The sequence below is a fragment of the Enterobacter cloacae complex sp. P16RS2 genome, from assembly GCF_014982155.1.
Classification (GTDB): Bacteria; Pseudomonadota; Gammaproteobacteria; order Enterobacterales; family Enterobacteriaceae; genus Enterobacter; species Enterobacter cloacae_M.
This window is the reverse complement of sequence record NZ_JADCKW010000014.1, coordinates 129679-153216: the sequence shown is the minus strand read 5'-3', so window position 1 is coordinate 153216 and position 23538 is coordinate 129679. Positions and strand designations below refer to the sequence as shown.

General features: G+C 54.8%; 21 protein-coding genes. 16 read left to right on the top strand and 5 right to left on the bottom strand.

Annotated features, from left to right (window positions below):
* Positions 1–42: 42 nt before the first annotated feature.
* Positions 43–621 (bottom strand): lipoprotein, encoded by a 579-nt coding sequence (locus INF68_RS10535; protein WP_023310568.1) that lies wholly within the window; start codon positions 619–621, stop codon positions 43–45.
* 305 nt (positions 622–926) lie between these two features.
* Here INF68_RS10535 and bolA point away from each other — a divergent pair, with 305 nt between their 5' ends.
* The 10 genes from bolA to INF68_RS10485 all read left to right on the top strand — a co-directional run bounded on the left by bolA (position 927) and on the right by INF68_RS10485 (position 11898).
* Complete coding sequence (bolA, locus tag INF68_RS10530; RefSeq protein WP_021241655.1) at positions 927–1244, top strand: transcriptional regulator BolA; 318 nt, start codon at positions 927–929, stop codon at positions 1242–1244.
* A 330-nt stretch (positions 1245–1574) separates the two neighbouring features.
* Positions 1575–2873 carry a trigger factor gene (gene tig / locus INF68_RS10525; protein WP_023310569.1) on the top strand — a complete coding sequence of 433 codons (1299 nt, stop codon included), beginning with the start codon at positions 1575–1577 and terminating at the stop codon, positions 2871–2873.
* Positions 2874–3133: 260 nt separating this feature from the next.
* Complete coding sequence (gene clpP / locus INF68_RS10520; RefSeq protein ID WP_010428105.1) at positions 3134–3757, top strand: ATP-dependent Clp endopeptidase proteolytic subunit ClpP; 624 nt, start codon at positions 3134–3136, stop codon at positions 3755–3757.
* Between the two features lie 126 nt (positions 3758–3883).
* Positions 3884–5158 carry an ATP-dependent protease ATP-binding subunit ClpX gene (clpX, locus tag INF68_RS10515; protein ID WP_023310570.1) on the top strand — a complete coding sequence of 425 codons (1275 nt, stop codon included), beginning with the start codon at positions 3884–3886 and terminating at the stop codon, positions 5156–5158.
* A 182-nt stretch (positions 5159–5340) separates the two neighbouring features.
* Positions 5341–7695 (top strand): endopeptidase La, encoded by a 2355-nt coding sequence (gene lon, locus INF68_RS10510; protein WP_047742685.1) that lies wholly within the window; start codon positions 5341–5343, stop codon positions 7693–7695.
* 210 nt (positions 7696–7905) lie between these two features.
* On the top strand, positions 7906–8178 hold the full coding sequence (hupB, locus tag INF68_RS10505; protein WP_002444653.1) for a nucleoid-associated protein HU-beta: 273 nt from the start codon (positions 7906–7908) through the stop codon (positions 8176–8178).
* 212 nt (positions 8179–8390) lie between these two features.
* Positions 8391–10262 carry a peptidylprolyl isomerase gene (gene ppiD, locus INF68_RS10500; RefSeq protein ID WP_109844824.1) on the top strand — a complete coding sequence of 624 codons (1872 nt, stop codon included), beginning with the start codon at positions 8391–8393 and terminating at the stop codon, positions 10260–10262.
* A gap of 148 nt (positions 10263–10410) precedes the next feature.
* Positions 10411–10791, top strand: coding sequence for a helix-hairpin-helix domain-containing protein (locus INF68_RS10495; protein ID WP_047650434.1), 381 nt, complete (start codon positions 10411–10413; stop codon positions 10789–10791).
* Between the two features lie 99 nt (positions 10792–10890).
* Positions 10891–11289: a YbgC/FadM family acyl-CoA thioesterase gene (locus INF68_RS10490; RefSeq protein WP_024906822.1), complete on the top strand. Its 399-nt coding sequence runs from the start codon at positions 10891–10893 to the stop codon at positions 11287–11289.
* A gap of 279 nt (positions 11290–11568) precedes the next feature.
* Positions 11569–11898, top strand: coding sequence for an addiction module antidote protein (locus INF68_RS10485; RefSeq protein ID WP_109844826.1), 330 nt, complete (start codon positions 11569–11571; stop codon positions 11896–11898).
* A gap of 2 nt (positions 11899–11900) precedes the next feature.
* Here the strand turns inward: INF68_RS10485 and queC are convergent, their stop codons facing one another.
* Together queC and INF68_RS10475 are read right to left on the bottom strand one after the other, a co-directional pair.
* A complete protein-coding gene (gene queC, locus INF68_RS10480; protein ID WP_023310577.1) occupies positions 11901–12596 on the bottom strand; it encodes a 7-cyano-7-deazaguanine synthase QueC in 696 nt (231 codons plus the stop codon).
* A 66-nt stretch (positions 12597–12662) separates the two neighbouring features.
* Entirely contained in the window at positions 12663–14363 is a 1701-nt protein-coding gene (locus tag INF68_RS10475) for an SgrR family transcriptional regulator (RefSeq protein WP_193525317.1), read from the bottom strand.
* A 101-nt stretch (positions 14364–14464) separates the two neighbouring features.
* Between INF68_RS10475 and cof the strand changes: the two genes are divergently transcribed.
* A complete protein-coding gene (gene cof / locus INF68_RS10470) occupies positions 14465–15283 on the top strand; it encodes an HMP-PP phosphatase (RefSeq protein ID WP_109844829.1) in 819 nt (272 codons plus the stop codon).
* A 40-nt stretch (positions 15284–15323) separates the two neighbouring features.
* Here cof and INF68_RS10465 read toward each other — a convergent pair whose 3' ends face one another.
* Positions 15324–16373 carry a PLP-dependent cysteine synthase family protein gene (locus INF68_RS10465; RefSeq protein WP_221885114.1) on the bottom strand — a complete coding sequence of 350 codons (1050 nt, stop codon included), beginning with the start codon at positions 16371–16373 and terminating at the stop codon, positions 15324–15326.
* 112 nt (positions 16374–16485) lie between these two features.
* Between INF68_RS10465 and INF68_RS10460 the strand changes: the two genes are divergently transcribed.
* The 5 genes from INF68_RS10460 to amtB all read left to right on the top strand — a co-directional run bounded on the left by INF68_RS10460 (position 16486) and on the right by amtB (position 22406).
* The gene (locus INF68_RS10460) at positions 16486–16944 is read left to right on the top strand and encodes an Lrp/AsnC family transcriptional regulator (RefSeq protein ID WP_023310581.1); all 459 of its coding nucleotides are present in this window, start codon (positions 16486–16488) and stop codon (positions 16942–16944) included.
* Between the two features lie 30 nt (positions 16945–16974).
* Entirely contained in the window at positions 16975–18747 is a 1773-nt protein-coding gene (locus tag INF68_RS10455; RefSeq protein WP_126786033.1) for a SmdA family multidrug ABC transporter permease/ATP-binding protein, read from the top strand.
* Positions 18740–20521 (top strand): SmdB family multidrug efflux ABC transporter permease/ATP-binding protein, encoded by a 1782-nt coding sequence (locus tag INF68_RS10450; RefSeq protein WP_126786032.1) that lies wholly within the window; start codon positions 18740–18742, stop codon positions 20519–20521. The genes INF68_RS10455 and INF68_RS10450 overlap by 8 nt, the downstream gene beginning before the upstream one ends.
* 221 nt (positions 20522–20742) lie before the next feature.
* On the top strand, positions 20743–21081 hold the full coding sequence (gene glnK / locus INF68_RS10445) for a P-II family nitrogen regulator (RefSeq protein WP_008503304.1): 339 nt from the start codon (positions 20743–20745) through the stop codon (positions 21079–21081).
* 35 nt (positions 21082–21116) lie between these two features.
* Positions 21117–22406, top strand: coding sequence for an ammonium transporter AmtB (amtB, locus tag INF68_RS10440; protein ID WP_023310584.1), 1290 nt, complete (start codon positions 21117–21119; stop codon positions 22404–22406).
* Positions 22407–22596: 190 nt separating this feature from the next.
* Here amtB and tesB read toward each other — a convergent pair whose 3' ends face one another.
* The gene (gene tesB, locus INF68_RS10435) at positions 22597–23457 is read right to left on the bottom strand and encodes an acyl-CoA thioesterase II (protein ID WP_109844832.1); all 861 of its coding nucleotides are present in this window, start codon (positions 23455–23457) and stop codon (positions 22597–22599) included.
* Positions 23458–23538: the final 81 nt, after the last annotated feature.

The window sequence follows — 23538 nt, the reverse complement described above, 5'->3', positions numbered from 1 at the left end:
TTATAAAACTGACCCGGTGATACACCGGGTCAGAGAGCGGGATTAACGCGCGTTTTGCTTGATGAAGTCGTGAATGCTGGTGTCCTGCGCCATATCGGCGATGGTGTCGGTCAGTACGCTGTTCACGGCGTTAGCAATGTTCTGGTTAGAAGCCTGGAAGGCACCTTCAACAGAGTAGCTGGCGCGGTAGTTTTTGGTCATCTTGTTGCCATTCTTCGCGGTGGCAATGATGGCGATATCCGCTTTGGTCGCGATGTTGTAGCGCACGTTGCCCTGAGACACGTCAGCGTACAGGTTGTTCACGATGATCTGCAGATCGACCGCGCCGCTTGGGCCAATCATGTAGCCGCGAGCGGTCATCTGTTTCTCCAGCACTTCCTGGAGCAGGAAGCGCAAGTCGCGGGACGCGGTGAGAGTAACCTGCTGGTTATCGCGGGTCACTTTAGCCAGCGCCTGATCCTGACGCTGATCGGCACCGTTAATGCTCACGGTGACGCCCATCAGGCTTGGGTCCTGCTGAGGCAGGGTGATTTTTGGTGAGACATCAATGGTGGTAGGCGGGGTAGCACAGCCTGCCAGCATAAAAAGGGCTACCAACGGAAAGAAGAGTTTTTTTAACATTTTCGGGTTCTCAACGAATCGTAAGCATATTAAGAGAAAAATTGCCGCCATCATAACATCGCCAACGGCGAGGGGAAGTGGTCAACGCATGTAAATTCATCGCCTTGTCCGAAAACTGACCAGAACACCCTTTTTCCCAATCCGTGTATGACAAAACGTATGAGTCTCACAGTGAACTTCATTCGTTTGAATGAGAAAATCAGACGAAAGCTAAATATTTGTTGTCAAGGTGTAATGGAAACGGTAAAAGCGGCTAACATTTAAAGGGATGGGTGACATCCTGGCGTTGTCGGAGGAGTAATTTCATGATGATACGTGAGCATATAGAAGATAAATTAAGGGCAGCGTTCAACCCTGTGTTCCTCGAAGTCGTCGACGAAAGCTATCGTCATAACGTGCCGGCAGGTTCTGAAAGCCACTTTAAAGTGGTTCTGGTTAGCGATCGCTTCACGGGAGAACGTTTCCTGAATCGACACCGCTTGATCTACAGCACCTTGACGGAAGAACTCTCCACGACCGTGCATGCTCTGGCACTGCATACCTACACCATTAAGGAATGGGAAGGCCTGCAGGATACGGTTTTCGCATCGCCGCCCTGTCGCGGTGCAGGCACTATCGCCTGATAAATCGGATTTGCAACGGCTGGAGCTTTTCCAGTATGTTGCTTACAGATTTCCTCAAAACGGCCTTCGGGCCGTTTTGTTTTGTTTGAGTTTTGAGCGGATGGTGCGATTTTAAGGCTAAAAATAGCCTTAAAGTGTGAAAAAAGCCGCAGCAACATGCCCCAACCGTTCTCGACTCACCTAAATGATGCCGCTATAATGCCGCGTCTTATTGAATGTCTTCGGGATGATTCTGGCGACAGGGAATGTGAATCTGCACTAAGAGAGCATCCCGGTATAACAGACAGATTCAGAGTTGACCGAGCACTGTGATTTTTTTGAGGTAACAAGATGCAAGTTTCAGTTGAAACCACTCAAGGCCTTGGCCGCCGTGTAACGATTACTATCGCTGCTGACAGCATCGAAACTGCTGTGAAAAGCGAGCTGGTCAACGTAGCAAAAAAAGTACGTATTGACGGCTTCCGCAAGGGCAAAGTACCAATGAATGTTGTTGCTCAGCGTTATGGCGCTTCCGTGCGTCAGGATGTGCTGGGTGAACTGATGAGCCGTAACTTTATTGATGCGATCATCAAAGAAAAAATCAATCCGGCCGGTGCGCCGAACTACGTTCCAGGCGAATACAAACTGGGCGAAGACTTCACCTACTCCGTAGAGTTCGAAGTGTACCCGGAAGTTGAGCTGAAAGGTCTGGAATCTATCGAAGTTGAAAAACCAGTTGTTTCCGTGACTGACGAAGACGTTGACGGCATGCTGGATACCCTGCGCAAGCAGCAGGCGAACTGGAAAGAGAAAGAAGGTGCTGTTGACGCTGAAGACCGTGTCACCATCGACTTCACCGGTTCTGTAGACGGCGAAGAGTTCGAAGGCGGCAAAGCGTCTGACTTCGTACTGGCAATGGGCCAGGGTCGTATGATCCCAGGCTTCGAAGACGGTATCAAAGGCCATAAGGCTGGCGAAGAGTTCACTATCGACGTGACCTTCCCGGAAGAATACCACGCTGAAAACCTGAAAGGGAAAGCAGCGAAGTTCGCTATCAACCTGAAGAAAGTTGAAGAGCGCGAACTGCCAGAACTGACTGAAGAATTCATCAAGCGTTTCGGCGTGGAAGATGGTTCCGTAGCGGGTCTGCGTACCGAAGTGCGTAAGAACATGGAACGCGAACTGAACGGCGCGGTGCGTAACCGTGTTAAATCTCAGGCGATCGAAGGTCTGGTGAAAGCCAACGAAATCGACGTTCCTGCTGCCCTGATCGACAGCGAAATCGACGTTCTGCGCCGTCAGGCTGCACAGCGTTTCGGTGGCAACCAGCAGCAAGCGATGGAACTGCCACGCGAGCTGTTCGAAGAGCAAGCGAAACGCCGCGTTGTTGTTGGCCTGCTGCTGGGCGAAGTGATTCGTACCCATGAGCTGAAAGCTGACGAAGAGCGTGTGAAAGGCCTGATCGAAGAGATGGCTTCTGCATACGAAGATCCATCAGAAGTGATCGAGTTCTACGGTAAGAACAAAGAGCTGATGGACAACATGCGCAACGTTGCCCTGGAAGAGCAGGCTGTTGAAGCGGTACTGGCGAAAGCGAAAGTGACCGAAAAAGCGACCTCTTTCAACGAACTGATGAACCAGCAGGCGTAATTTCGCCCCAACGGTTTAAAGTTTGAACAGAAAACCCGTTGCCTTGCGGCAGCGGGTTTTTTTTATCGCAGCGATAGCCCAGGAAGAGTGCTAAAACGCCCTTTCGGTGTTAGCGTAACAACAAAAGGTTGTTATGCTTGAAATAGGGCACTGTGAACCCCATAAGTACGTAATCATGATGAATGAGACTGGCTGATAATCCGTCCGTAAGGTTACAATCAGTACAGCAGGTGTTTTCAATTTTGATCCAGGAGACGGAAATGTCATACAGTGGCGAACGAGATAACTTTGCACCCCATATGGCTCTGGTGCCAATGGTTATTGAACAGACCTCACGTGGTGAGCGTTCTTTTGATATCTATTCCCGTCTGCTCAAGGAACGCGTTATCTTTCTGACCGGCCAGGTGGAAGACCACATGGCTAACCTGATCGTGGCGCAGATGCTGTTTCTGGAAGCGGAAAACCCGGAAAAAGACATTTACCTGTACATTAACTCCCCTGGTGGCGTGATTACAGCAGGTATGTCCATTTATGACACCATGCAATTCATCAAGCCTGATGTAAGCACTATCTGTATGGGTCAGGCTGCATCGATGGGCGCGTTCCTGTTAACAGCAGGGGCGAAAGGTAAGCGTTTCTGCTTGCCAAATTCCCGCGTGATGATTCACCAGCCGCTGGGCGGTTACCAGGGGCAGGCGACGGATATCGAAATCCACGCCCGTGAAATTCTGAAAGTAAAAGCGCGCATGAATGAACTTATGGCGCAGCATACGGGTCAACCACTCGAGCAGATCGAGCGCGATACCGAGCGCGATCGCTTCCTCTCTGCTCCAGAGGCAGTTGAGTACGGCTTAGTCGACTCCGTGTTGACCCATCGTAATTGATGCCCGCGACGCGAGTGTGCCGCTATACTAAGGTAGGGCGGCACGCTGCTGATTGCAGCTTGCGTCTTAGAATGGCATTTGCGTCGTCATGTGCGGCACAAAGAACTTAAAAAGAGGTTTGGACTCATGACAGATAAACGCAAAGATGGTTCGGGCAAACTGCTGTACTGCTCTTTTTGCGGCAAAAGCCAGCATGAAGTGCGTAAACTGATTGCCGGGCCGTCCGTGTATATCTGCGACGAATGCGTCGATTTATGTAACGACATCATTCGCGAAGAGATTAAAGAAGTCGCACCGCACCGTGAGCGCAGCGCGCTTCCAACGCCGCATGAAATTCGTCATCACCTTGACGACTACGTCATCGGACAGGAGCAGGCCAAGAAAGTGCTGGCGGTAGCGGTCTATAACCACTACAAACGTCTGCGTAACGGCGACACCAGCAATGGCGTAGAACTGGGTAAAAGTAACATTCTGCTGATCGGCCCAACCGGTTCCGGTAAAACGCTGCTGGCTGAAACCCTGGCGCGCCTGCTTGATGTTCCGTTCACGATGGCGGATGCCACCACCCTGACCGAGGCCGGTTATGTGGGTGAGGACGTCGAAAACATCATCCAGAAACTGCTGCAGAAGTGCGATTACGACGTACAGAAAGCCCAGCGCGGGATTGTTTACATCGATGAGATCGACAAGATCTCCCGTAAATCTGACAACCCGTCCATTACCCGTGACGTATCGGGTGAAGGCGTACAGCAGGCACTGCTGAAGCTAATCGAAGGTACGGTTGCCGCCGTTCCGCCGCAGGGTGGTCGTAAACATCCGCAGCAGGAGTTCCTGCAGGTTGATACCTCCAAGATCCTGTTCATCTGTGGTGGCGCGTTTGCTGGCCTGGACAAAGTCATCTCCCACCGTGTTGAAACCGGCTCCGGCATTGGTTTTGGCGCAACGGTGAAATCGACGTCCGAAAAACCAAACGAAGGCGAACTGCTGTCTCAGGTTGAACCGGAAGATCTGATCAAATTCGGTCTGATCCCTGAATTCATCGGCCGTCTGCCGGTTGTGGCAACGCTGAATGAGCTGAGCGAAGACGCGCTGATCCAGATCCTGAAAGAGCCGAAAAATGCGCTGACCAAGCAGTATCAGGCGCTGTTCAATCTGGAAGGCGTTGATCTGGAATTCCGCGACGAAGCGCTGGATGCTATTGCCAAGAAAGCGATGGTCCGTAAAACCGGTGCGCGTGGTCTGCGTTCAATTGTTGAAGCGGCACTGCTCGATACCATGTACGATCTGCCGTCGATGGAAGACGTTGAGAAAGTGGTGATTGACGAGTCCGTGATTAGCGGCCAAACCAAGCCGCTGCTGATTTACGGCAAACCGGAAGCACAGCAGGCATCTGGCGAATAATTAACCAAATCATACAAGCAGTTAATCAAAAAGGGGGGATTTTATCTCCCCTTTACTTTTTCCGTATTCATAGCGTTGAATGTGTGGGAAACATCCCCATATACTGGATACATGTTAATGGTTATGTGAAGCACAGTAACATGACCAGCTTACCTGGCGGACACTAACTAAGAGAGAGCTCTATGAATCCTGAGCGTTCTGAACGCATTGAAATCCCCGTATTGCCGTTGCGCGATGTGGTGGTTTATCCGCACATGGTCATACCCTTATTTGTAGGGCGGGAAAAATCTATCCGTTGCCTCGAAGCCGCCATGGATCATGATAAAAAAATCATGCTGGTGGCGCAGAAAGAAGCATCAACGGATGAGCCGGGTGTAAACGATCTTTTCACCGTCGGGACCGTGGCCTCTATTTTGCAGATGCTGAAGCTGCCTGACGGCACCGTGAAGGTGCTGGTAGAAGGCCTGCAGCGTGCGCGTATTACCACTCTGTCAGATGACGGCGAGCACTTCTCTGCAAAGGCCGAGTACCTTGATTCGCCTGAGCTTGATGAGCGTGAACAGGAAGTGCTGGTTCGCACCGCGATTAGCCAGTTTGAAGGCTATATCAAGCTGAACAAGAAAATTCCACCAGAAGTGCTGACGTCGCTGAACAGCATCGACGATCCTGCGCGTCTGGCTGACACCATCGCTGCACACATGCCGCTGAAGCTGGCTGACAAACAGTCCGTGCTGGAAATGTCCGACGTCAACGAACGTCTGGAATACCTGATGGCGATGATGGAGTCTGAAATCGATCTGCTGCAGGTTGAGAAGCGCATTCGCAACCGCGTGAAAAAGCAGATGGAGAAATCTCAGCGCGAGTACTATCTGAATGAGCAAATGAAGGCCATTCAGAAAGAACTGGGCGAGATGGACGACGCGCCGGACGAAAACGAAGCGCTGAAGCGTAAGATCGACGCGGCGAAGATGCCGAAAGAGGCGAAAGAGAAGGCTGAGGCAGAACTGCAGAAGCTGAAAATGATGTCTCCAATGTCGGCTGAAGCGACCGTTGTACGCGGCTACATTGAGTGGATGGTGCAGGTTCCGTGGAACGCCCGCAGCAAGGTCAAAAAAGACCTGCGTCAGGCGCAGGAAATCCTGGATACCGACCACTACGGTCTGGAACGCGTGAAAGACCGCATTCTTGAGTACCTCGCGGTACAAAGCCGTGTAAACAAAATCAAGGGCCCAATTCTGTGTCTGGTTGGACCGCCGGGGGTGGGTAAAACCTCTCTGGGTCAGTCCATCGCTAAAGCGACCGGACGTAAGTATATCCGTATGGCGCTGGGTGGCGTACGCGATGAAGCGGAAATCCGCGGTCACCGCCGTACCTACATCGGTTCTATGCCGGGTAAACTGATCCAGAAGATGGCGAAAGTGGGCGTTAAAAACCCGCTGTTCCTGCTCGATGAGATCGACAAGATGTCGTCGGACATGCGTGGCGACCCTGCGTCTGCGCTGCTGGAAGTGCTTGATCCAGAACAGAACGTGGCGTTCAGCGATCACTACCTGGAAGTGGACTACGACCTGAGCGATGTGATGTTCGTGGCGACCTCCAACTCCATGAACATTCCGGCCCCGCTGCTGGACCGTATGGAAGTGATCCGTCTCTCCGGTTATACCGAAGATGAGAAGCTGAACATCGCTAAGCAGCACCTGCTGCCGAAACAGATTGAGCGAAACGCGCTGAAAGCCAACGAGCTGACCGTCGAGGACAGCGCGATTATCGGCATCATTCGCTACTACACCCGTGAAGCGGGCGTGCGTAGCCTTGAGCGTGAAATCTCTAAACTGTGCCGTAAAGCGGTGAAACAGCTGCTGCTGGATAAGAGCCTGAAACACATTGTGATTAACGGCGACAATCTGCATGCGTACCTGGGCGTTCAGCGCTTTGACTACGGTCGCGCTGACAACGAAAACCGCGTTGGTCAGGTGACCGGCCTGGCATGGACGGAAGTGGGCGGCGATCTGCTGACCATCGAAACCGCCTGCGTGCCGGGCAAAGGCAAGCTGACCTACACCGGCTCGCTGGGTGAAGTGATGCAGGAATCCATCCAGGCGGCGCTGACCGTGGTGCGCGCGCGCGCGGAGAAATTGGGTATCAACGCGGATTTCTACGAAAAACGCGACATCCACGTGCACGTTCCGGAAGGGGCGACGCCGAAAGACGGTCCAAGCGCGGGTATTGCCATGTGTACCGCTCTGGTTTCCTGCCTGACAGGGAACCCGGTGCGTGCCGATGTGGCAATGACCGGTGAAATCACGCTGCGTGGTCAGGTTCTGCCGATTGGTGGTTTAAAAGAAAAACTGCTGGCGGCACACCGCGGTGGGATCAAAACCGTATTGATCCCTTACGAAAACAAACGCGATCTGGAAGAGATTCCAGACAACGTGATTGCCGACCTGCAGATCCATCCTGTGAAGCGAATTGAGGAAGTTCTCAGTCTCGCATTGCAGAATGAACCCTCCGGAATGCAGGTTGTAACCGCAAAATAGTGACCTCGCGCAAAGAGCGTCAATAAAAACAAGGCTGGTAAGTCATTTCGCACTTGCCAGCCTTTTTTTGTATAGCTAATTTAGATTGCTGATTAGGTCAGCCATCAACAACGGGTGTTGTAAGGTCATGGCAGGCCTGATATAACTGCTGCGCGGTCGCGTTGTGAAGGATTCAGGCGCGATATAAATTATAAAGAGAGGAAGAGAACAGTGAATAAATCTCAACTGATTGACAAAATTGCTGCGGGTGCTGATATTTCTAAAGCTGCAGCTGGACGTGCGTTAGATGCTTTAATTGCTTCTGTTACTGAATCTCTGCAGGCTGGGGACGACGTTGCACTGGTAGGTTTCGGTACTTTTGCTGTTAAAGAGCGTGCTGCCCGTACTGGCCGCAACCCTCAGACCGGTAAAGAGATCACCATTGCTGCTGCTAAAGTGCCGGGTTTCCGTGCAGGTAAAGCGCTGAAAGACGCAGTAAACTGATTGCTTTCCCGTTTCAGGGAAGCCGGAAAGTACAAGGGCGCATCATTTGATGTGCCTTTTTTGTTTGTCCAGACCTGATTTGTGCGAGTTTATGCGAGTTGTGGGCTGACAATCGCCCCGTTTTCTTGTCACAATACGCCTTCACGCGCGACGGGCAGGATTTTCCGTCAGCGTCAGGTAACCAGTCACCTACAGCGGAGTGTTGTTACACCATGATGGACAGCTTACGCACGGCTGCTAACAGTCTCGTGCTCAAGATTATTTTCGGTATCATTATCGTGTCGTTCATATTGACCGGCGTGAGCAGTTACCTTATTGGCGGTGGCGCAAACTATGCCGCAAAAGTGAATGGCCAGGAAATCAGCCGTGGTCAGTTCGAGAATGCTTTTGCTGGTGAACGTAACCGTATGCAGCAACAGCTGGGCGACCAATTCTCTGAACTGGCGGCGAACGAAGGGTACATGAAGACCCTGCGCCAACAGACGCTGAACCGTCTTATCGACGAAGCGCTGCTTGATCAGTATGCCAAAAAACTGGGCCTTGGCATCAGCGATGAGCAGGTGAAAAAAGCCATCTTCTCCACGCAAGCCTTCCAGTCTAACGGTAAATTCGACAACGCGCGTTACAACAGCATCGTCAATCAGATGGGGATGACGGCCGACCAGTACGCTCAGGCGCTGCGTAACCAGCTGACCACCCAGCAGCTCATCAATGCCGTCGTGGGCACCGATTTCATGCTCAAAGGTGAAACGGACGAACTGGCCGCGCTGGTGGCGCAGCAGCGTGTTGTACGCGAAGCGACTATCGATGTGAACGCCCTGGCGGCGAAACAGCAGGTGAGCGATGCTGACGTTAACGCTTACTACGAGCAGAACAAGAATTCCTTTGTTTCTCCAGAGCAGTTCCGCGTGAGCTATATCAAGCTCGATGCGGCTGCGCTGCAGGAAACCGCGTCTGATGCTGAAATCCAGTCTTACTACGATCAGCATCAGGATCAGTTCACTCAGCCGCAGCGTAACCGCTACAGCGTGATTCAGACGAAAACCGAGGCTGATGCTAAAGCGGCGCTGGATGAGCTGAACAAAGGCGCTGATTTCGCGACTGTTGCTAAAGCGAAATCCACCGACATTATCTCTGCGAAAAACGGCGGTGATATGGGCTGGCTGGAAGACGCGACCACCCCTGACGAGCTGAAAAATGCCGGTCTGAAAGAGAAAGGTCAGCTTTCAGGCGTCATTAAGTCTTCCGTTGGTTTCCTGGTCGTGCGTCTGGACGACATCACCGCGGCGAAAACCAAGCCGCTGGCTGACGTTCACGATGATATCGCGGCGAAAGTGAAACAGGAAAAAGCGCTGGATGCCTACTACGCGCTGCAGCAGAAGGTAAGCGATGCTGCCAGCAACGATAACGAATCCCTGGCAGGTGCAGAGCAGGCTGCGGGCGTGAAGGCGGTTGAGACGGGCTGGTTTGGTCGTGACAACCTGCCGGAAGAGCTGAACTTCAAACCGGTTTCTGATGCTATCTTCAACGGTGGTCTGGTGGGTGAGAACGGCACGCCAGGCAGTAACTCTGACATCATTACCGTCGACGGAGATCGTGCGTTTGTGTTGCGCGTCAGCGAACACAAGCCAGAAGCGGTCAAACCGCTGGCGGAAGTGAAGGATCAGGTTATCGCTCAGGTTAAGCACAACAAAGCGGAACAGCAGGCGAAACTGGATGCTGAGAAGATTCTGTCCGATCTGAAAGCGGGTAAAGAAGACGCGCTGAAAGCGGCTGGCCTGAGCTTCGGTGAAGCGAAAACGCTGAGCCGTACCGGCCAGGACCCAATCAGCCAGGCCGCGTTTGGTCTGACGCTGCCTGCCAAGGACAAGCCAAGCTTCGGCACCACCACCGATGCACAGGGTAACGTCGTTCTGCTGGCGCTGGATGAAGTGAAAGCCGGTACCCTGCCAGAAGCGCAGAAGAAAGCGATGGTTCAGGGGATTACCCAGAACAATGCTCAGATTGCCTTCGAAGCCATGATGAGCAACCTGCGTAAAGAAGCCAAAATCAAGCTGGGTGATGTGATGACTCAGCAGCAGTAATTACGCGTCTGCTCGCAGATTTTCGTAACGCTCTGCAAAAACTAAAGGCCGCTTTCGCGGCCTTTTCCATTTCTGCAATCTGCTGTTTGTGCCGGTTTTAACTGGTGGCTATCGTGACGTGGCTGTCAACAAACAAGGAGATAACAGCATGAAATGTGGAATCAAAGCACTGTTAATTACGCTGGCTATTGCCACCACCGGGATGAGTGCGGGTGCGATGGCGTCGGCCCCCGCCACCAAAACACAAGCTACCCAGAGCAAGTCCGACGCGGCAGCGCCGGCGCAAGGGCAAACCAAAGCGACAGACGCCGGTAAAAATGCGGATGATGACGGTACGCGGGTCAGTATCAATTCTGCCTCTGCGGAAGATCTCGCCCGTGCGATGAATGGCGTGGGCCTGAAAAAAGCGCAGGCCATCGTTAGTTACCGCGAAGAGTATGGCCCTTTCAAAACGGTCGACGATCTCAAGCAGGTGCCGGGCATGGGCAGCGCGCTGGTTGAGCGCAACCTCTCACACCTGACGTTGTAATTACGCAATTTCTTGCACTGCGGCAAAATTTTGCCAGGATAAAGAGGTCATACCAGTTATGACCTCTCTTCCTACAATAACAGTAAAGGCTATTGCGCTATGCAGACAAAAATCAAAGTACGCGGTTTTCATCTCGACGTTTATCAGCATGTGAACAATGCTCGCTATCTTGAGTTTCTTGAAGAAGCGCGCTGGGACGGGCTGGAAAATAGCGAAAGCTTTCAGTGGCTGACCGCACACAACATCGCGTTCGTGGTCGTCAATATCAACATCAACTACCGCCGTCCGGCCGTGCTGGGTGACGTGCTCACGGTCACCAGCCAGGTGCAGCAGATCAATGGCAAAAGCGGGGTCTTAAGCCAGGTGGTGACGCTCGATCCAGAAGGGCAGGTGGTCGCAGATGCGTTGATCACGTTTGTCTGTATCGATCTGAAAACGCAGAAAGCGCTACCGCTGGAAGGGGAATTGCGGGAAAAGCTGGAGTTGATGATAGCTTAGAAAGTTTGTCTTTTATAAAAGACAAAAGGATTTTTCAGGGATAGAATAATGGACAGGGACTATGTCGTTGAACGCTACCGGACCCGTGACGGAAAAGTACCGTTTGAGGAGTGGGTAACGAAGATGAAGCGAAAGGATCCGGAGTTAGCGTTTCGGATCCTTCTGCGGTACAACATCGGAAGATCCTGTTGTTGCTGATCGGCGGTGACAAAAAGAGTCAAAAAACTGATGTGAAACTGGCAATAGATTACTGGAAAGATCATCAAAAGGATAAACCGGATGAGCAAGATCCAACGAAAATTTTCTAGTTCCATCAGCCATGATGACGCCGTCGTAAAAATGCTTCGTGAAGACCCTTCCTGTGCTCAGCTATATCTGCAGGTTGCGTTGGATGAGATATACGAAGAGCAGGGGATCCCTGCATATTTAATCGCATTAAGACGTGTCATCGAATCCCGCGGCGGCATAGGTGAAATCGCTGCCAAAGCAGGCCTGTCCCGTCAGCAGCTATACCGAACCCTATCAGACAACGGAAACCCAACGCTGACAACGCTGATGAAAGTCACCCGTGCTGCCGGTGTGAAACTGTTCGACAGCACGGTCAAGTAGCCCTATTTAAGCCCGGTTTTTTTCTGCATCGCGGCCATCACGCCGGATTTATCGGCAAGATAGTGGTTCAGCCCGTTAGCGCGCAGATTACAGGCCGCACACTGGCCGCAACCGTCGCCTTTGATACCGTTATAGCAGGTGAGCGTTTCGCTGCGAACAAGGTCCAGCTTGCCCCAGTAGTCCGCCAGCGCCCAGGTTTCGGCTTTATCCAGCCACATGAGCGGAGTTTCAAAGCGCGTCTCTTTCGCCATCCCCAGATTAACGGCGTGGTTTAACGCTTTCACGAACTCATCACGGCAGTCCGGGTAGCCGGAGAAGTCGGTCTCGCACACGCCTGTGATCACCGCTTCGGCCTTTACCTGATAGGCGTAGATCGCCGTCAGGGTCAGGAAGAGGATATTACGGCCCGGCACGAAGGTATTCGGAATGCCGCTGGCATCAGGTTCGTAGTCCGGGACGGGAATACTGTCGCGTGTGAGGCTGCTCACGGCCAGTTCATTTAACAGCGTAACGTCCAGCACCTTGTGCGCGCGTGCACCTAGTTTCAGAGCAAGTTCACGGGCAACGTCGATTTCAGCGCGATGACGCTGACCATAATCGAAAGTGACACAGTGAACTTCATCGTACTGATGAAGGGCCTGAACCAGGCAGGTAGTAGAGTCTTGTCCTCCGCTGAACACGACGACGGCACGTTTCATAAATCATCTCGACTGTTACGGTAAAAACGTTATGTTACCGTCTGCCTGTGGCGGCGACCAGCTTCTTCACGATTTAGGGGCGGGAAGCCAGGCTTCGGTAAAGTCAAACCAGCCGCGGGTATTGAGACGTATACCATTCACGCCTGGTGGAGCACTGATTTGGTATTGATAATTAAAGAGTGGCGTCAGCACCGCACTCTCCATTAGCCGGTTGAAGATGGTTTGCAGCCCCGCGTGTCTATCCCGAGCCTCAGCCTGAGTCTGTACCGCATCCAGCGTGGCTTGCAGATGAGCGTAAGCCGGAGCGCTAAGAACGTGCGGCCAGAGGGCATCGCAGCGAAGCCACTGTTCCAGCGTATATTCTGGCGCTTCGCCAATAAGCCTGTCGCCCATCATGATGTCTGCATCGGCAAGCTCCAGGCATCCGTCCCACGTCTTGGCGTCGTGAAAGATGACGGTCAGTTCACACCCCTGTAGCACCAGGTATGCCTTCAACTGGCTGGCCATGGTGTGAAGCTCAACAGGGAGATGGTAAACCAGCGTTAACGCTTCAGGGAGGGGTACGTCCGATAAATCAGGCCAATCCGGGATGGTCCACCCGGGGAGCAGTTCCTGAGTGGGCGTGATAAGCCCTTCGTTTAGCGGAAGTGTGTGAAGAAGCCTGGAGAGATGAATGATATTGATAAGCCGCTTTGCCTGAATCTCACTCAGGCGGGCGCTCTGTTTTAGCGTGAGGTAGCAGAACCCCAGGCTGGTGCTGCTGCTTACCAGCCGCAGACTTTCCAGCTCGTCTGCCTCGCCGATCGCGATTTGCACCGGGTGACGACAGCTGGTGCCCAGGCTGTAATCAAAAAGCTGGGGAGTGATCCAGTATTCGATGGCTTTGAGCAGCGGATGGCTCAGGTGATACTGCTCATGGCTTTCCAGACGAACCAGGTCGGGCTCAAAAGCGGCCAGCCGAAAGGGGCCACTGCCAACCGCAGGATGGTCGGGATGCGCCAGACGGCTACAGTAGGTTGCCAGCCTGTGCGGCAGCCAGTAGTCCGGTTGATGCAGCGTAAACGTCAGACACTGAGGATGCGTTGTTTCAATACATAAGACGCTCTGAAACAGAGTGCGCAGGGCAGGAAGCGTCAACAGCGCTGTCAGACTTCGCTGGAGTTGCGCCGTTTCTATTTTATCGCCGTTATGCCAGTGCAGGGTGGAGCGAATGTAGAAATGCCAGCGCAGGCCGTCAGCAGAGACATCCCAGTGATGCGCCACATCGCCCGCGGGTTCACTGCTGTTACCGTTAAAACGCGTCAGGCCTGAAAACACCTGTCCCGCCAGATGCTGCTCTGCCCGGCCCGGTAAAAAACCCGGCTGAAGCGGCTCCAGCGAGCGATAGTAGGGGATGCGCAGCGTCGGCGTGTCGTTTTGCCACTGCCCGCCCAAAAAAGGATGCAGTAATGACCGCAGCGCTTCAGGGGCAAGCTGGGCCAATTCCAGCGCGTTATGCTGCTGCCCGCTTTTCAGCGCCTCTTCCATCATCGCATTGCGCAGTGACTCCGGGGCGACATGGAACGTTAGCTCACCGCGCTTACCGCGGCCAGACTGCGCTCGCCAGCTGAGCCAGCCCGCCTCCTGGGCCTGACGCAGCAACGTTCGGACATGCCGCTCGCTGCAAAAACAGCGGGCGGCCAGCTCGCTGATAGTGACCTGTTGGGTTGCACCCTGGGAAGGCTGCCAGAGGCGGTGATACTGATTGAGTCGATTGAGCTGGCGCATAAAAAACCCGGAACAATAATTTTCATCTATTCACTATTACTTCCGTATATCTCACACGATACTGATGCACAAGTTAACCGCATCACATTTCGGGAGTAATCATGGCTCGGCTCGCTGCATTTGATATGGACGGTACGCTGTTAATGCCGGATCACCGTTTAGGGGAAAAAACCCTGAACACGCTGAAGCGCCTGCACGAGCGTGATGTTACCCTGACGTTTGCCACTGGCCGCCATGTGCTGGAGATGCGCCATTTGCTGGGGGCGTTTTCCCTCGACGCTTTTCTGATTACCGGCAACGGGACGCGAATTCATACTATAGAAGGCGATGTACTGCACCGTCAGGATCTCAATCCGGAAGTGGCGGATATCGTGCTGCACAGCACCTGGGACACGCAGGCCAGCGTCCACGTCTTTAACGATCGCGGCTGGTTCACCGGAAGCGAAATCCCGGAATTATTGCATGCGCATGTTTACAGCGGTTTCAAATACCAGCTTATCGATCTGCGTCGGATCCCCGCCCATGCGGTAACCAAGATCTGCTTCTGCGGCGATCATGACGATCTGTGCCGCTTAAGGATTCAGCTGAATGAGGCGCTGGGCGACCGGGCGCACCTGACCTTCTCGGCGGTGGATTGTCTGGAAGTGCTGCCGGTGGGCTGTAACAAAGGCTCCGCTCTGGCGGTGCTGAGCGACCACCTTGGCTTAACGCTGCAAGAGTGTATGGCGTTTGGCGACGCGATGAACGACCGCGAAATGCTGGGTAGCGTAGGTCGCGGTCTGATCATGGGGAATGCGATGGCGCAGCTGAAAGCAGAACTTCCCCATCTGCCGGTTATTGGCCACTGCCGCAATGAAGCAGTGTCCCATTTTTTGACGCATTGGCTGGACAACAATAATCTCCCGTATTCCCCCGAATAGTGAGACCCTTCCAGCAAGCCAGACTTCGGTCTGGCTTTTTTTATTTCACCAGTTCGGCAATCTGCGCTTTCCACGGGGCGATATCGCCGATGTTGGCCTGCACCCACTCCGCGTTGTAGTAGGTATCGAGATAACGCTCGCCGCTGTCGCACAGCAGCGTGACGATGGAACCGGTGCGGCCCTCTTCGCGCATACGGGCGGCAAGCTGCAGTGCGCCCCACATATTTGTGCCCGTCGATGCGCCCACTTTGCGGCCCAGCTGCGTTTCCAGCCAGTGCGCCGTTGCCACGCTTGCGGCATCCGGCACGCGCATCATCTCATCCACGACGTCGGGGATGAAAGAGGGCTCCACGCGCGGGCGGCCAATCCCTTCAATTTTACTACCCACCGGGCTGCGCAGACCGGCATCGCGGTTTTGCCAGTAGTCGAGGAACACGGAGTTCTGCGGGTCAACCACCATCAGTTGGGTATCGTAGCCCTGACAGCGGATATAGCGTCCAATCGTGGCTGACGTGCCGCCGGTACCGGCGCTCATGACGATATAGGACGGAACCGGATGCGGTTCGTGGGTCATCTGGCGGAAAATACTGTCGGCAATGTTGTTATTGCCGCGCCAGTCCGTCGCGCGCTCGGCGAAGGTGAACTGGTCCATATAGTGGCCGTTCAGCTCACGGGCCAGCATTTCAGAGGCGGCATAGATTTCGCAGGCGCTTTCCACAAAGTGGCAGCGACCGCCGTAAAATTCGATCTGTTCGATTTTGCGTTTTGCGGTGCAGGACGGCATTACCGCGATAAACGGCAGGCCCAGCAGGCGGGCGAAATAGGCTTCGGACACCGCCGTTGAACCGGACGAAGATTCAATAATAGTGGTGCCTTCTTTAATCCAGCCGTTACATAAACCGTATAAAAACAGCGAGCGCGCCAGGCGATGCTTCAGGCTACCGGTGGGATGGGTGCTTTCATCTTTCAGATAGAGCTGAATGCCGTCAAATCCCGGCAGGGAAAGGCGAATCAGGTGCGTATCCGCCGAGCGCTGATAGTCGGCATTGATTTCGCTGATCGCATGTTTAACCCAGGTGCTATTCATCATCGTTATCCGTTTGTCATTTTGTGCCTAGGATAGCGAAAAGCACAGAAAAAATTGTTGCTATCTGGCCTTTAAAATAGAATGAAGAGAGAAAAATTTTCTCTGTGAGGTGGGTATGCTAGATAAAATTGACCGCAAGCTCCTTTCATTGCTGCAAAATGACTGTACCCTCTCTTTGCAGGCGCTGGCAGATGCCGTTAATCTGACCACCACTCCGTGCTGGAAGCGCCTTAAGAAGCTGGAAGATGACGGCATTCTTCTGGGGCGCGTCGCGTTGTTAGATCCCGAAAAACTGGGGCTTGGGCTGACGGCATTTGTGCTGATAAAAACCCAGCATCACAGCAGCGAGTGGTATTGCCGCTTCGTTACTCAGGTGTCTGAGATGCCCGAGGTGCTCGGTTTCTGGCGTATGGCCGGAGAGTATGATTACCTGATGCGCGTCCAGGTGGCCGACATGAAGCGCTATGATGATTTCTACAAGCGGCTGGTGAACAGCGTCCCGGGTTTGTCGGACGTCACCTCAAGCTTCGCCATGGAACAGATTAAATACACCACAGCATTACCCATTGAATAACTTCGTAAAATACCTTCAGGAACAAACCGCGTGCGATTATTTGCCCAATTAAGCTGGTACTTTCGTCGGGAGTGGCAACGCTACCTCGGTGCAGTCGCCCTGCTTATTATTATTGCCATCCTTCAGCTGATCCCGCCGAAAGTGGTGGGGTACGTCGTGGATGGCGTCACCGAACAGCATTACACCACCGCACGGGTGTTGATGTGGGTCGGCACGCTGGTGCTGACGGCGGTTATTGTTTATCTGCTGCGCTACGTCTGGCGCGTGCTGCTGTTTGGTGCGTCCTATCAGCTGGCCGTTGAGCTGCGTGAAGATTTTTACCGCCAGCTGAGCCGACAGCATCCCGAATTTTATCTGCGTCATCGCACCGGGGATCTCATCGCCCGCGCGACGAACGACGTCGATCGCGTGGTCTTTGCCGCCGGGGAAGGGGTGCTGACGCTGGTGGACTCGCTGGTGATGGGCTGCGCGGTGCTGATCGTGATGTCCACACAGATCAGCTGGCAGCTGACCCTGCTTGCCCTGCTGCCGATGCCGATCATGGCGCTGGCGATCAATCGCTATGGCGAACAGCTGCACGAGCGCTTCAAGCTGGCGCAGGCGGCGTTTTCGTCGCTGAACGATCGCACCCAGGAGAGCATGACCAGCATCCGCATGATCAAAGCGTTTGGTCTGGAAGACCGTCAGTCTGCGCTGTTTGCCGCCGATGCGGCAGACACGGGGGCGAAAAACATGCGCGTCGCGCGTATCGACGCCCGTTTTGACCCGACGATTTATATCGCAATCGGCATGGCAAATATGCTGGCCATTGGCGGCGGAAGCTGGATGGTGGTGCAGGGCACGCTTACCCTGGGGCAATTGACCAGCTTTGCGATGTATCTGGGACTCATGATCTGGCCGATGCTGGCGCTGGCCTGGATGTTTAACATCGTGGAGCGCGGCAGCGCCGCCTACAGCCGCATTCGCGCCATGCTGGCCGAAGCGCCGGTGGTCATCGACGGTAGCGAAGCCCTACCGGAAGGGCGCGGCGTCATGACCGTCGACGTCCGCAAGTTTGTCTACCCGCATACGGAGCATCCGGTACTGGAGAACGTCAGCTTTACCCTGCAGCCAGGGCAAATGCTGGGCATCTGCGGTCCGACGGGATCCGGCAAAAGTACCTTGCTCTCTCTGCTTCAGCGCCACTTTGACGTCACCGAGGGCGATATCCGCTTCCACGATATTCCCCTGACCAGACTGCTGCTGGACGAGTGGCGCGGTCGCCTGGCGGTCGTCAGCCAGACGCCGTTTTTATTTTCGGACACCGTGGCGAACAACATTGCCCTGGGACGCCCCGGAGCGACGCAGGAGGAGATTGAACATGTGGCGCGTCTGGCCAGCGTACATGATGATATTTTGCGTCTGCCGCAGGGGTACGAAACGGAAGTCGGGGAACGCGGCGTTATGCTGTCCGGCGGGCAAAAGCAGCGTATCTCCATTGCCCGCGCGCTGCTGCTGAATGCTGAAATCCTGATCCTGGATGATGCGCTTTCCGCCGTGGACGGCCGTACCGAGCATCAAATTCTGCATAACCTGCGCCAGTGGGGCGACGGACGCACGGTGATTATCAGCGCCCACCGTTTGTCAGCGCTCACTGAGGCCAGCGAAATTGTGGTCTTACAGCACGGGCACATTGCCCAGCGCGGACAGCATGAAACGCTTGCCGAGCAGCCGGGCTGGTATCGCGATATGTACCGCTATCAACAGCTTGAGGCGGCGCTGGACGATGCGCCGGAGCAGGATGAGGAGGCCGCCAATGCGTAAGCTCGGAACGATGTGGCCGACGCTCAAACGTCTGCTGGCCTACGGCTCGCCGTGGCGTAAACCGCTCTCCGTGGCCGTGCTTTTACTCTGGATAGCGGCGATTGCTGAGGTGAGCGGTCCGCTGCTCATCAGCTATTTTATCGACAACATGGTCGCCAAAAGCTACCTTCCGCTGGGGCTGGTGGCGGGTTTAGGCGTGGCCTACGTTGGCCTGCAGCTGGCGGCGGCAGGGCTGCACTATGCGCAGTCGCTGCTGTTTAACCGTGCAGCCGTGGGCGTTGTTCAGCAGCTGCGTACGGATGTGATGGACGCGGCGCTTCGCCAGCCGCTTAGCGAGTTTGATATCCAGCCGGTCGGGCAGGTGATTTCGCGCGTGACCAACGATACCGAGGTGATCCGCGATCTGTACGTTACCGTGGTCGCGACGGTGTTACGCAGCGCGGCGCTGATTGGCGCGATGCTGGTGGCGATGTTCAGCCTCGACTGGCGCATGGCGCTGGTGGCGATCACCATCTTCCCGGCGGTGCTGATTGTCATGGTCATTTACCAGCGCTACAGCACGCCGATTGTGCGTCGGGTTCGCGCCTATCTGGCCGACATCAACGATGGCTTCAACGAAGTGATCAACGGCATGAGCGTCATCCAGCAGTTCCGCCAGCAGGCCCGCTTTGGCGAACGCATGGGTGAAGCCAGCCGTTCGCACTACATGGCGCGTATGCAGACGCTGCGGCTTGATGGTTTCCTGCTGCGTCCGCTGCTGAGCCTTTTCTCGGCGCTGGTGCTTTGCGGGCTGCTGATGCTCTTCGGGCTGAGCTCAAACGGTACGATTGAAGTGGGCGTGCTGTACGCCTTTATCAGCTATCTGGGACGCCTTAACGAGCCGCTGATAGAACTTACCACCCAGCAATCGATGCTGCAGCAGGCGGTTGTCGCCGGTGAGCGCGTGTTTGAGCTGATGGACAGGCCGCGCCAGGCCTACGGCAATGACGAGCGGCCTCTGCAAAGCGGGACTATCGCCTTTGATAACGTCTCGTTTGCCTATCGCGAAGACCGGCTGGTGCTGCAGGACATCACGCTTGACGTTCCGTCGCGCGGTTTCGTGGCGCTGGTGGGGCACACCGGCAGCGGTAAGAGCACGCTTGCCAGCCTGTTGATGGGCTATTACCCGGTCACGCAAGGTGAAATCCGCCTCGACGGGCGCCCGCTCGCGTCTCTCAGCCATACCGTGTTGCGTAAAGGCGTTGCGATGGTGCAGCAGGATCCGGTCGTACTGGCCGATACCTTCTATGCCAACGTGACCCTGGGACGGGACTATTCAGAGGCGCAGGTTTGGGCGGTACTGGAAACGGTGCAGCTGGCAGAGCTGGCGCGCGGGTTCAGCGACGGGATCAACACGAAGCTGGGCGAGCAGGGCAACAACCTCTCCGTGGGGCAAAAACAGCTCCTGGCGCTGGCGCGCGTCCTGATTGAAACGCCACAGGTGCTGATTCTTGACGAAGCCACGGCCAGCATAGATTCCGGCACCGAGCAGGCGATTCAGCAGGCGCTGGCCGCAGTACGCGACCATACAACGCTGGTGGTGATTGCTCACCGTCTTTCCACCATCGTCGACGCGGACACTATTCTGGTGCTGCATCGCGGACAGGCCGTTGAACGCGGTACGCACCGTGAACTGCTGGAAGCAAAAGGGCGCTACTGGCAGATGTACCAGCTGCAGCTGGCGGGCGAAGAGCTGGCGGCCAGCGTGCGTGATGAAGAGTCGCTTAGCGCCTGATGCACTAAAATGAGGCGCCGCGCTAACAGTCATTCCTGTTGGTGCAAAACTGAAACGCATCCTGCACCGGCATGGTGCGTTTTTTTTTCACCGGTTCATTTATCAGGACCGTGTAACGCACATCGCACCGCTATTCCCTCACGTTTTCATTTCTGGCACACCCCTTGCAATAACTTCTGCGTAAGCTGCGGCCATTACCGAATTCTGACTGGAGGGGATCTATGAAGCTGGTTACGGTTGTAATCAAACCATTCAAACTCGAAGACGTGCGCGAAGCGTTGTCTTCAATGGGTATTCAGGGACTGACTGTCACCGAAGTGAAAGGCTTTGGTCGTCAGAAGGGTCATGCCGAGCTTTATCGCGGGGCGGAATACAGCGTTAACTTTCTGCCAAAAGTAAAAATTGATGTCGCGATTGCTGACGATCAGCTTGATGAAGTCATTGATGTCATTAGCAAAGCGGCCTATACCGGCAAAATTGGCGACGGCAAAATTTTCGTTGCCGAACTGCAGCGCGTCATTCGCATCCGTACCGGCGAATCTGACGAAGCGGCACTGTAATTAACGCCTGGCACACAGTGATAGGGATCGAGAAAATGAAGATAGCAACACTTAAAACGGGTCTGGGTTCGCTGGCACTGCTGCCGGGCCTGGCGCTGGCAGCTACCCCTGCGGTGGTCGACAAAGCCGATAACGCCTTTATGATGATCAGCACCGCGCTGGTGCTGTTTATGTCCATTCCGGGCATTGCGCTGTTCTACGGCGGCCTGATCCGTGGCAAAAACGTTCTCTCCATGCTGACGCAGGTTGCCGTGACGTTCGCACTGGTCTGCGTGCTGTGGGTGGTTTACGGTTACTCGCTGGCGTTCGGCACGGGCAACGCGTTCTTTGGTAACTTCGACTGGGTGATGCTGAAAAACATTGAGCTGACCGCGCTGATGGGCAGTTTCTATCAGTACATCCACGTTGCGTTCCAGGGCTCCTTCGCCTGTATTACCGTCGGGCTGATTGTGGGCGCGCTCGCCGAGCGTATTCGTTTCTCTGCCGTGCTGATCTTCGTGGTGGTCTGGATGACGCTCTCCTATGTGCCGATTGCGCACATGGTCTGGGGTGGCGGTCTGCTGGCAACGCACGGCGCGCTGGACTTTGCGGGCGGTACGGTTGTACACATCAACGCCGCGGTAGCGGGTCTGGTGGGTGCCTACCTGATTGGCAAACGCGTGGGCTTCGGTAAAGAAGCGTTCAAACCGCACAACCTGCCGATGGTGTTTACCGGTACGGCTATCCTCTACTTTGGCTGGTTTGGCTTCAACGCCGGCTCGGCAAGTGCAGCAAACGAAATCGCCGCGCTGGCCTTCGTGAACACCGTTGTGGCCACGGCCGGCGCAATCCTCTCCTGGGTGTTTGGCGAGTGGGCTGTACGCGGTAAACCGTCTCTGCTGGGTGCCTGTTCGGGTGCCATTGCCGGTCTGGTTGGCATTACGCCAGCGTGTGGTTATGTCGGCGTGGGTGGCGCGCTGCTGGTCGGCCTGGTGTCCGGTCTGGCGGGTCTGTGGGGCGTGACCGCACTGAAACGTGTGCTGCGCGTTGACGACCCATGCGATGTGTTTGGTGTTCACGGCGTGTGCGGTATCGTGGGTTGTATCATGACCGGTATCTTCGCTGCGAAATCGCTCGGTGGCGTGGGCTACGCAGAAGGCGTGACCATGGTTCATCAGGTGCTGGTGCAGCTGGAAAGTATTGCAATCACCGTTGTCTGGTCTGCCGTTGTCGCTTTCATTGGCTATAAGCTGGCGGATATGACGGTGGGTCTGCGCGTACCGGAAGAGCAGGAACGCGAAGGTCTGGACGTCAACAGCCACGGCGAGAATGCGTATAACGCCTGATAAACAGCAAAACGGCAACTTCGGTTGCCGTTTTTATTGTGTATTCCCTCTCCCCGTGGGAGAGGGTCAGGGTGAGGGCATCAGGCCGCACAAGGCAAAAGCAAAACGGCAACCTTTGGTTGCCGTTTTTAATATGTATTCCCTCTCCCCGTGGGAGAGGGTCAGGGTGAGGGCATCAGGCTGTACACAATCACCCGCGATTACGCATTACCCCTTCCTGCACCGTAGACGCGACCAGCACGCCGTCCTGAGTATAAAACTCCCCGCGCACAAATCCGCGTGCGCTCGACGCTGACGTACTCTCCACGCTGTAAAGCAGCCACTCATTCATGTTGAACGGACGGTGGAACCACATGGAGTGATCGATCGTCGCAACCTGCATCCCTTTTTCCAGGAAGCCAACGCCGTGCGGCTGCAGCGCCACCGGCAGGAAGTTGAAATCTGACGCATAGCCCAGCAGATACTGATGCACGCGGAAATCTTCCGACACGGTCCCGTTAGCCCGGATCCAGACCTGGCGCTTCGGCTCGGCGGTATGGCCTTTCATCGGGTTGTGGAACTCAACCGGGCGGATCTCCAGCGGCTTATCGCAGAGAAACTTCTCTTTGACCTGCGGCGGAAGCAGATGCGCCAGCGCGCGGGCGATATCCGTCTCTGACTTTAAAGAGTCGGGTGACGGAGCCGGGGGCATCACCTTTTGATGTTCGTAGCCGGGTTCCGGCGCCTGGAAAGAGGCGGTCATGTAAAAGATCGGCTTGCCGCTCTGAATGGCCGCTACGCGGCGTGCGCTAAAGCTGTTGCCGTCTCGCAGGACTTCAACGTCATACACAATCGGTTTTGCGCTATCGCCAGGGCGTAAGAAGTAGCTGTGGAATGAATGCACCAGACGGTCTGCCGGGACAGTCTCCTTTGCTGCGTACAGTGCCTGTCCGACGACTTGCCCCCCGAAGACCTGGCGTAAGCCGAGATCTTCGCTCTGTCCGCGAAAGAGTCCTTCCTCAATTTTTTCCAGATTCAGTAATGTCAGCAGATTGTTCAGTGCCTGACTCATAGTTGTCCTCAATAAACGCCGTAGCGAAAGATAGGCAGAGTATAACGCAGAAATGAAAGTGGTCCGATGGGTAGAATAATC

Coding starts and splice junctions, on each gene's coding strand:
- INF68_RS10490 (WP_024906822.1), top strand. CDS start 10,891: ATGCAGACAAAAATCAAAGTACGCGGTTTTCATCTCGACGTTTATCAG.
- lon (WP_047742685.1), top strand. CDS start 5,341: ATGAATCCTGAGCGTTCTGAACGCATTGAAATCCCCGTATTGCCGTTG.
- queC (WP_023310577.1), bottom strand. CDS start 12,596: ATGAAACGTGCCGTCGTCGTGTTCAGCGGAGGACAAGACTCTACTACC.
- INF68_RS10460 (WP_023310581.1), top strand. CDS start 16,486: ATGCTAGATAAAATTGACCGCAAGCTCCTTTCATTGCTGCAAAATGAC.
- INF68_RS10495 (WP_047650434.1), top strand. CDS start 10,411: ATGAAATGTGGAATCAAAGCACTGTTAATTACGCTGGCTATTGCCACC.
- glnK (WP_008503304.1), top strand. CDS start 20,743: ATGAAGCTGGTTACGGTTGTAATCAAACCATTCAAACTCGAAGACGTG.
- INF68_RS10450 (WP_126786032.1), top strand. CDS start 18,740: ATGCGTAAGCTCGGAACGATGTGGCCGACGCTCAAACGTCTGCTGGCC.
- INF68_RS10465 (WP_221885114.1), bottom strand. CDS start 16,373: ATGATGAATAGCACCTGGGTTAAACATGCGATCAGCGAAATCAATGCC.
- INF68_RS10485 (WP_109844826.1), top strand. CDS start 11,569: ATGAGCAAGATCCAACGAAAATTTTCTAGTTCCATCAGCCATGATGAC.
- clpX (WP_023310570.1), top strand. CDS start 3,884: ATGACAGATAAACGCAAAGATGGTTCGGGCAAACTGCTGTACTGCTCT.
- INF68_RS10535 (WP_023310568.1), bottom strand. CDS start 621: ATGTTAAAAAAACTCTTCTTTCCGTTGGTAGCCCTTTTTATGCTGGCA.
- cof (WP_109844829.1), top strand. CDS start 14,465: ATGGCTCGGCTCGCTGCATTTGATATGGACGGTACGCTGTTAATGCCG.
- INF68_RS10475 (WP_193525317.1), bottom strand. CDS start 14,363: ATGCGCCAGCTCAATCGACTCAATCAGTATCACCGCCTCTGGCAGCCT.
- clpP (WP_010428105.1), top strand. CDS start 3,134: ATGTCATACAGTGGCGAACGAGATAACTTTGCACCCCATATGGCTCTG.
- bolA (WP_021241655.1), top strand. CDS start 927: ATGATGATACGTGAGCATATAGAAGATAAATTAAGGGCAGCGTTCAAC.
- ppiD (WP_109844824.1), top strand. CDS start 8,391: ATGATGGACAGCTTACGCACGGCTGCTAACAGTCTCGTGCTCAAGATT.
- tesB (WP_109844832.1), bottom strand. CDS start 23,457: ATGAGTCAGGCACTGAACAATCTGCTGACATTACTGAATCTGGAAAAA.
- amtB (WP_023310584.1), top strand. CDS start 21,117: ATGAAGATAGCAACACTTAAAACGGGTCTGGGTTCGCTGGCACTGCTG.
- tig (WP_023310569.1), top strand. CDS start 1,575: ATGCAAGTTTCAGTTGAAACCACTCAAGGCCTTGGCCGCCGTGTAACG.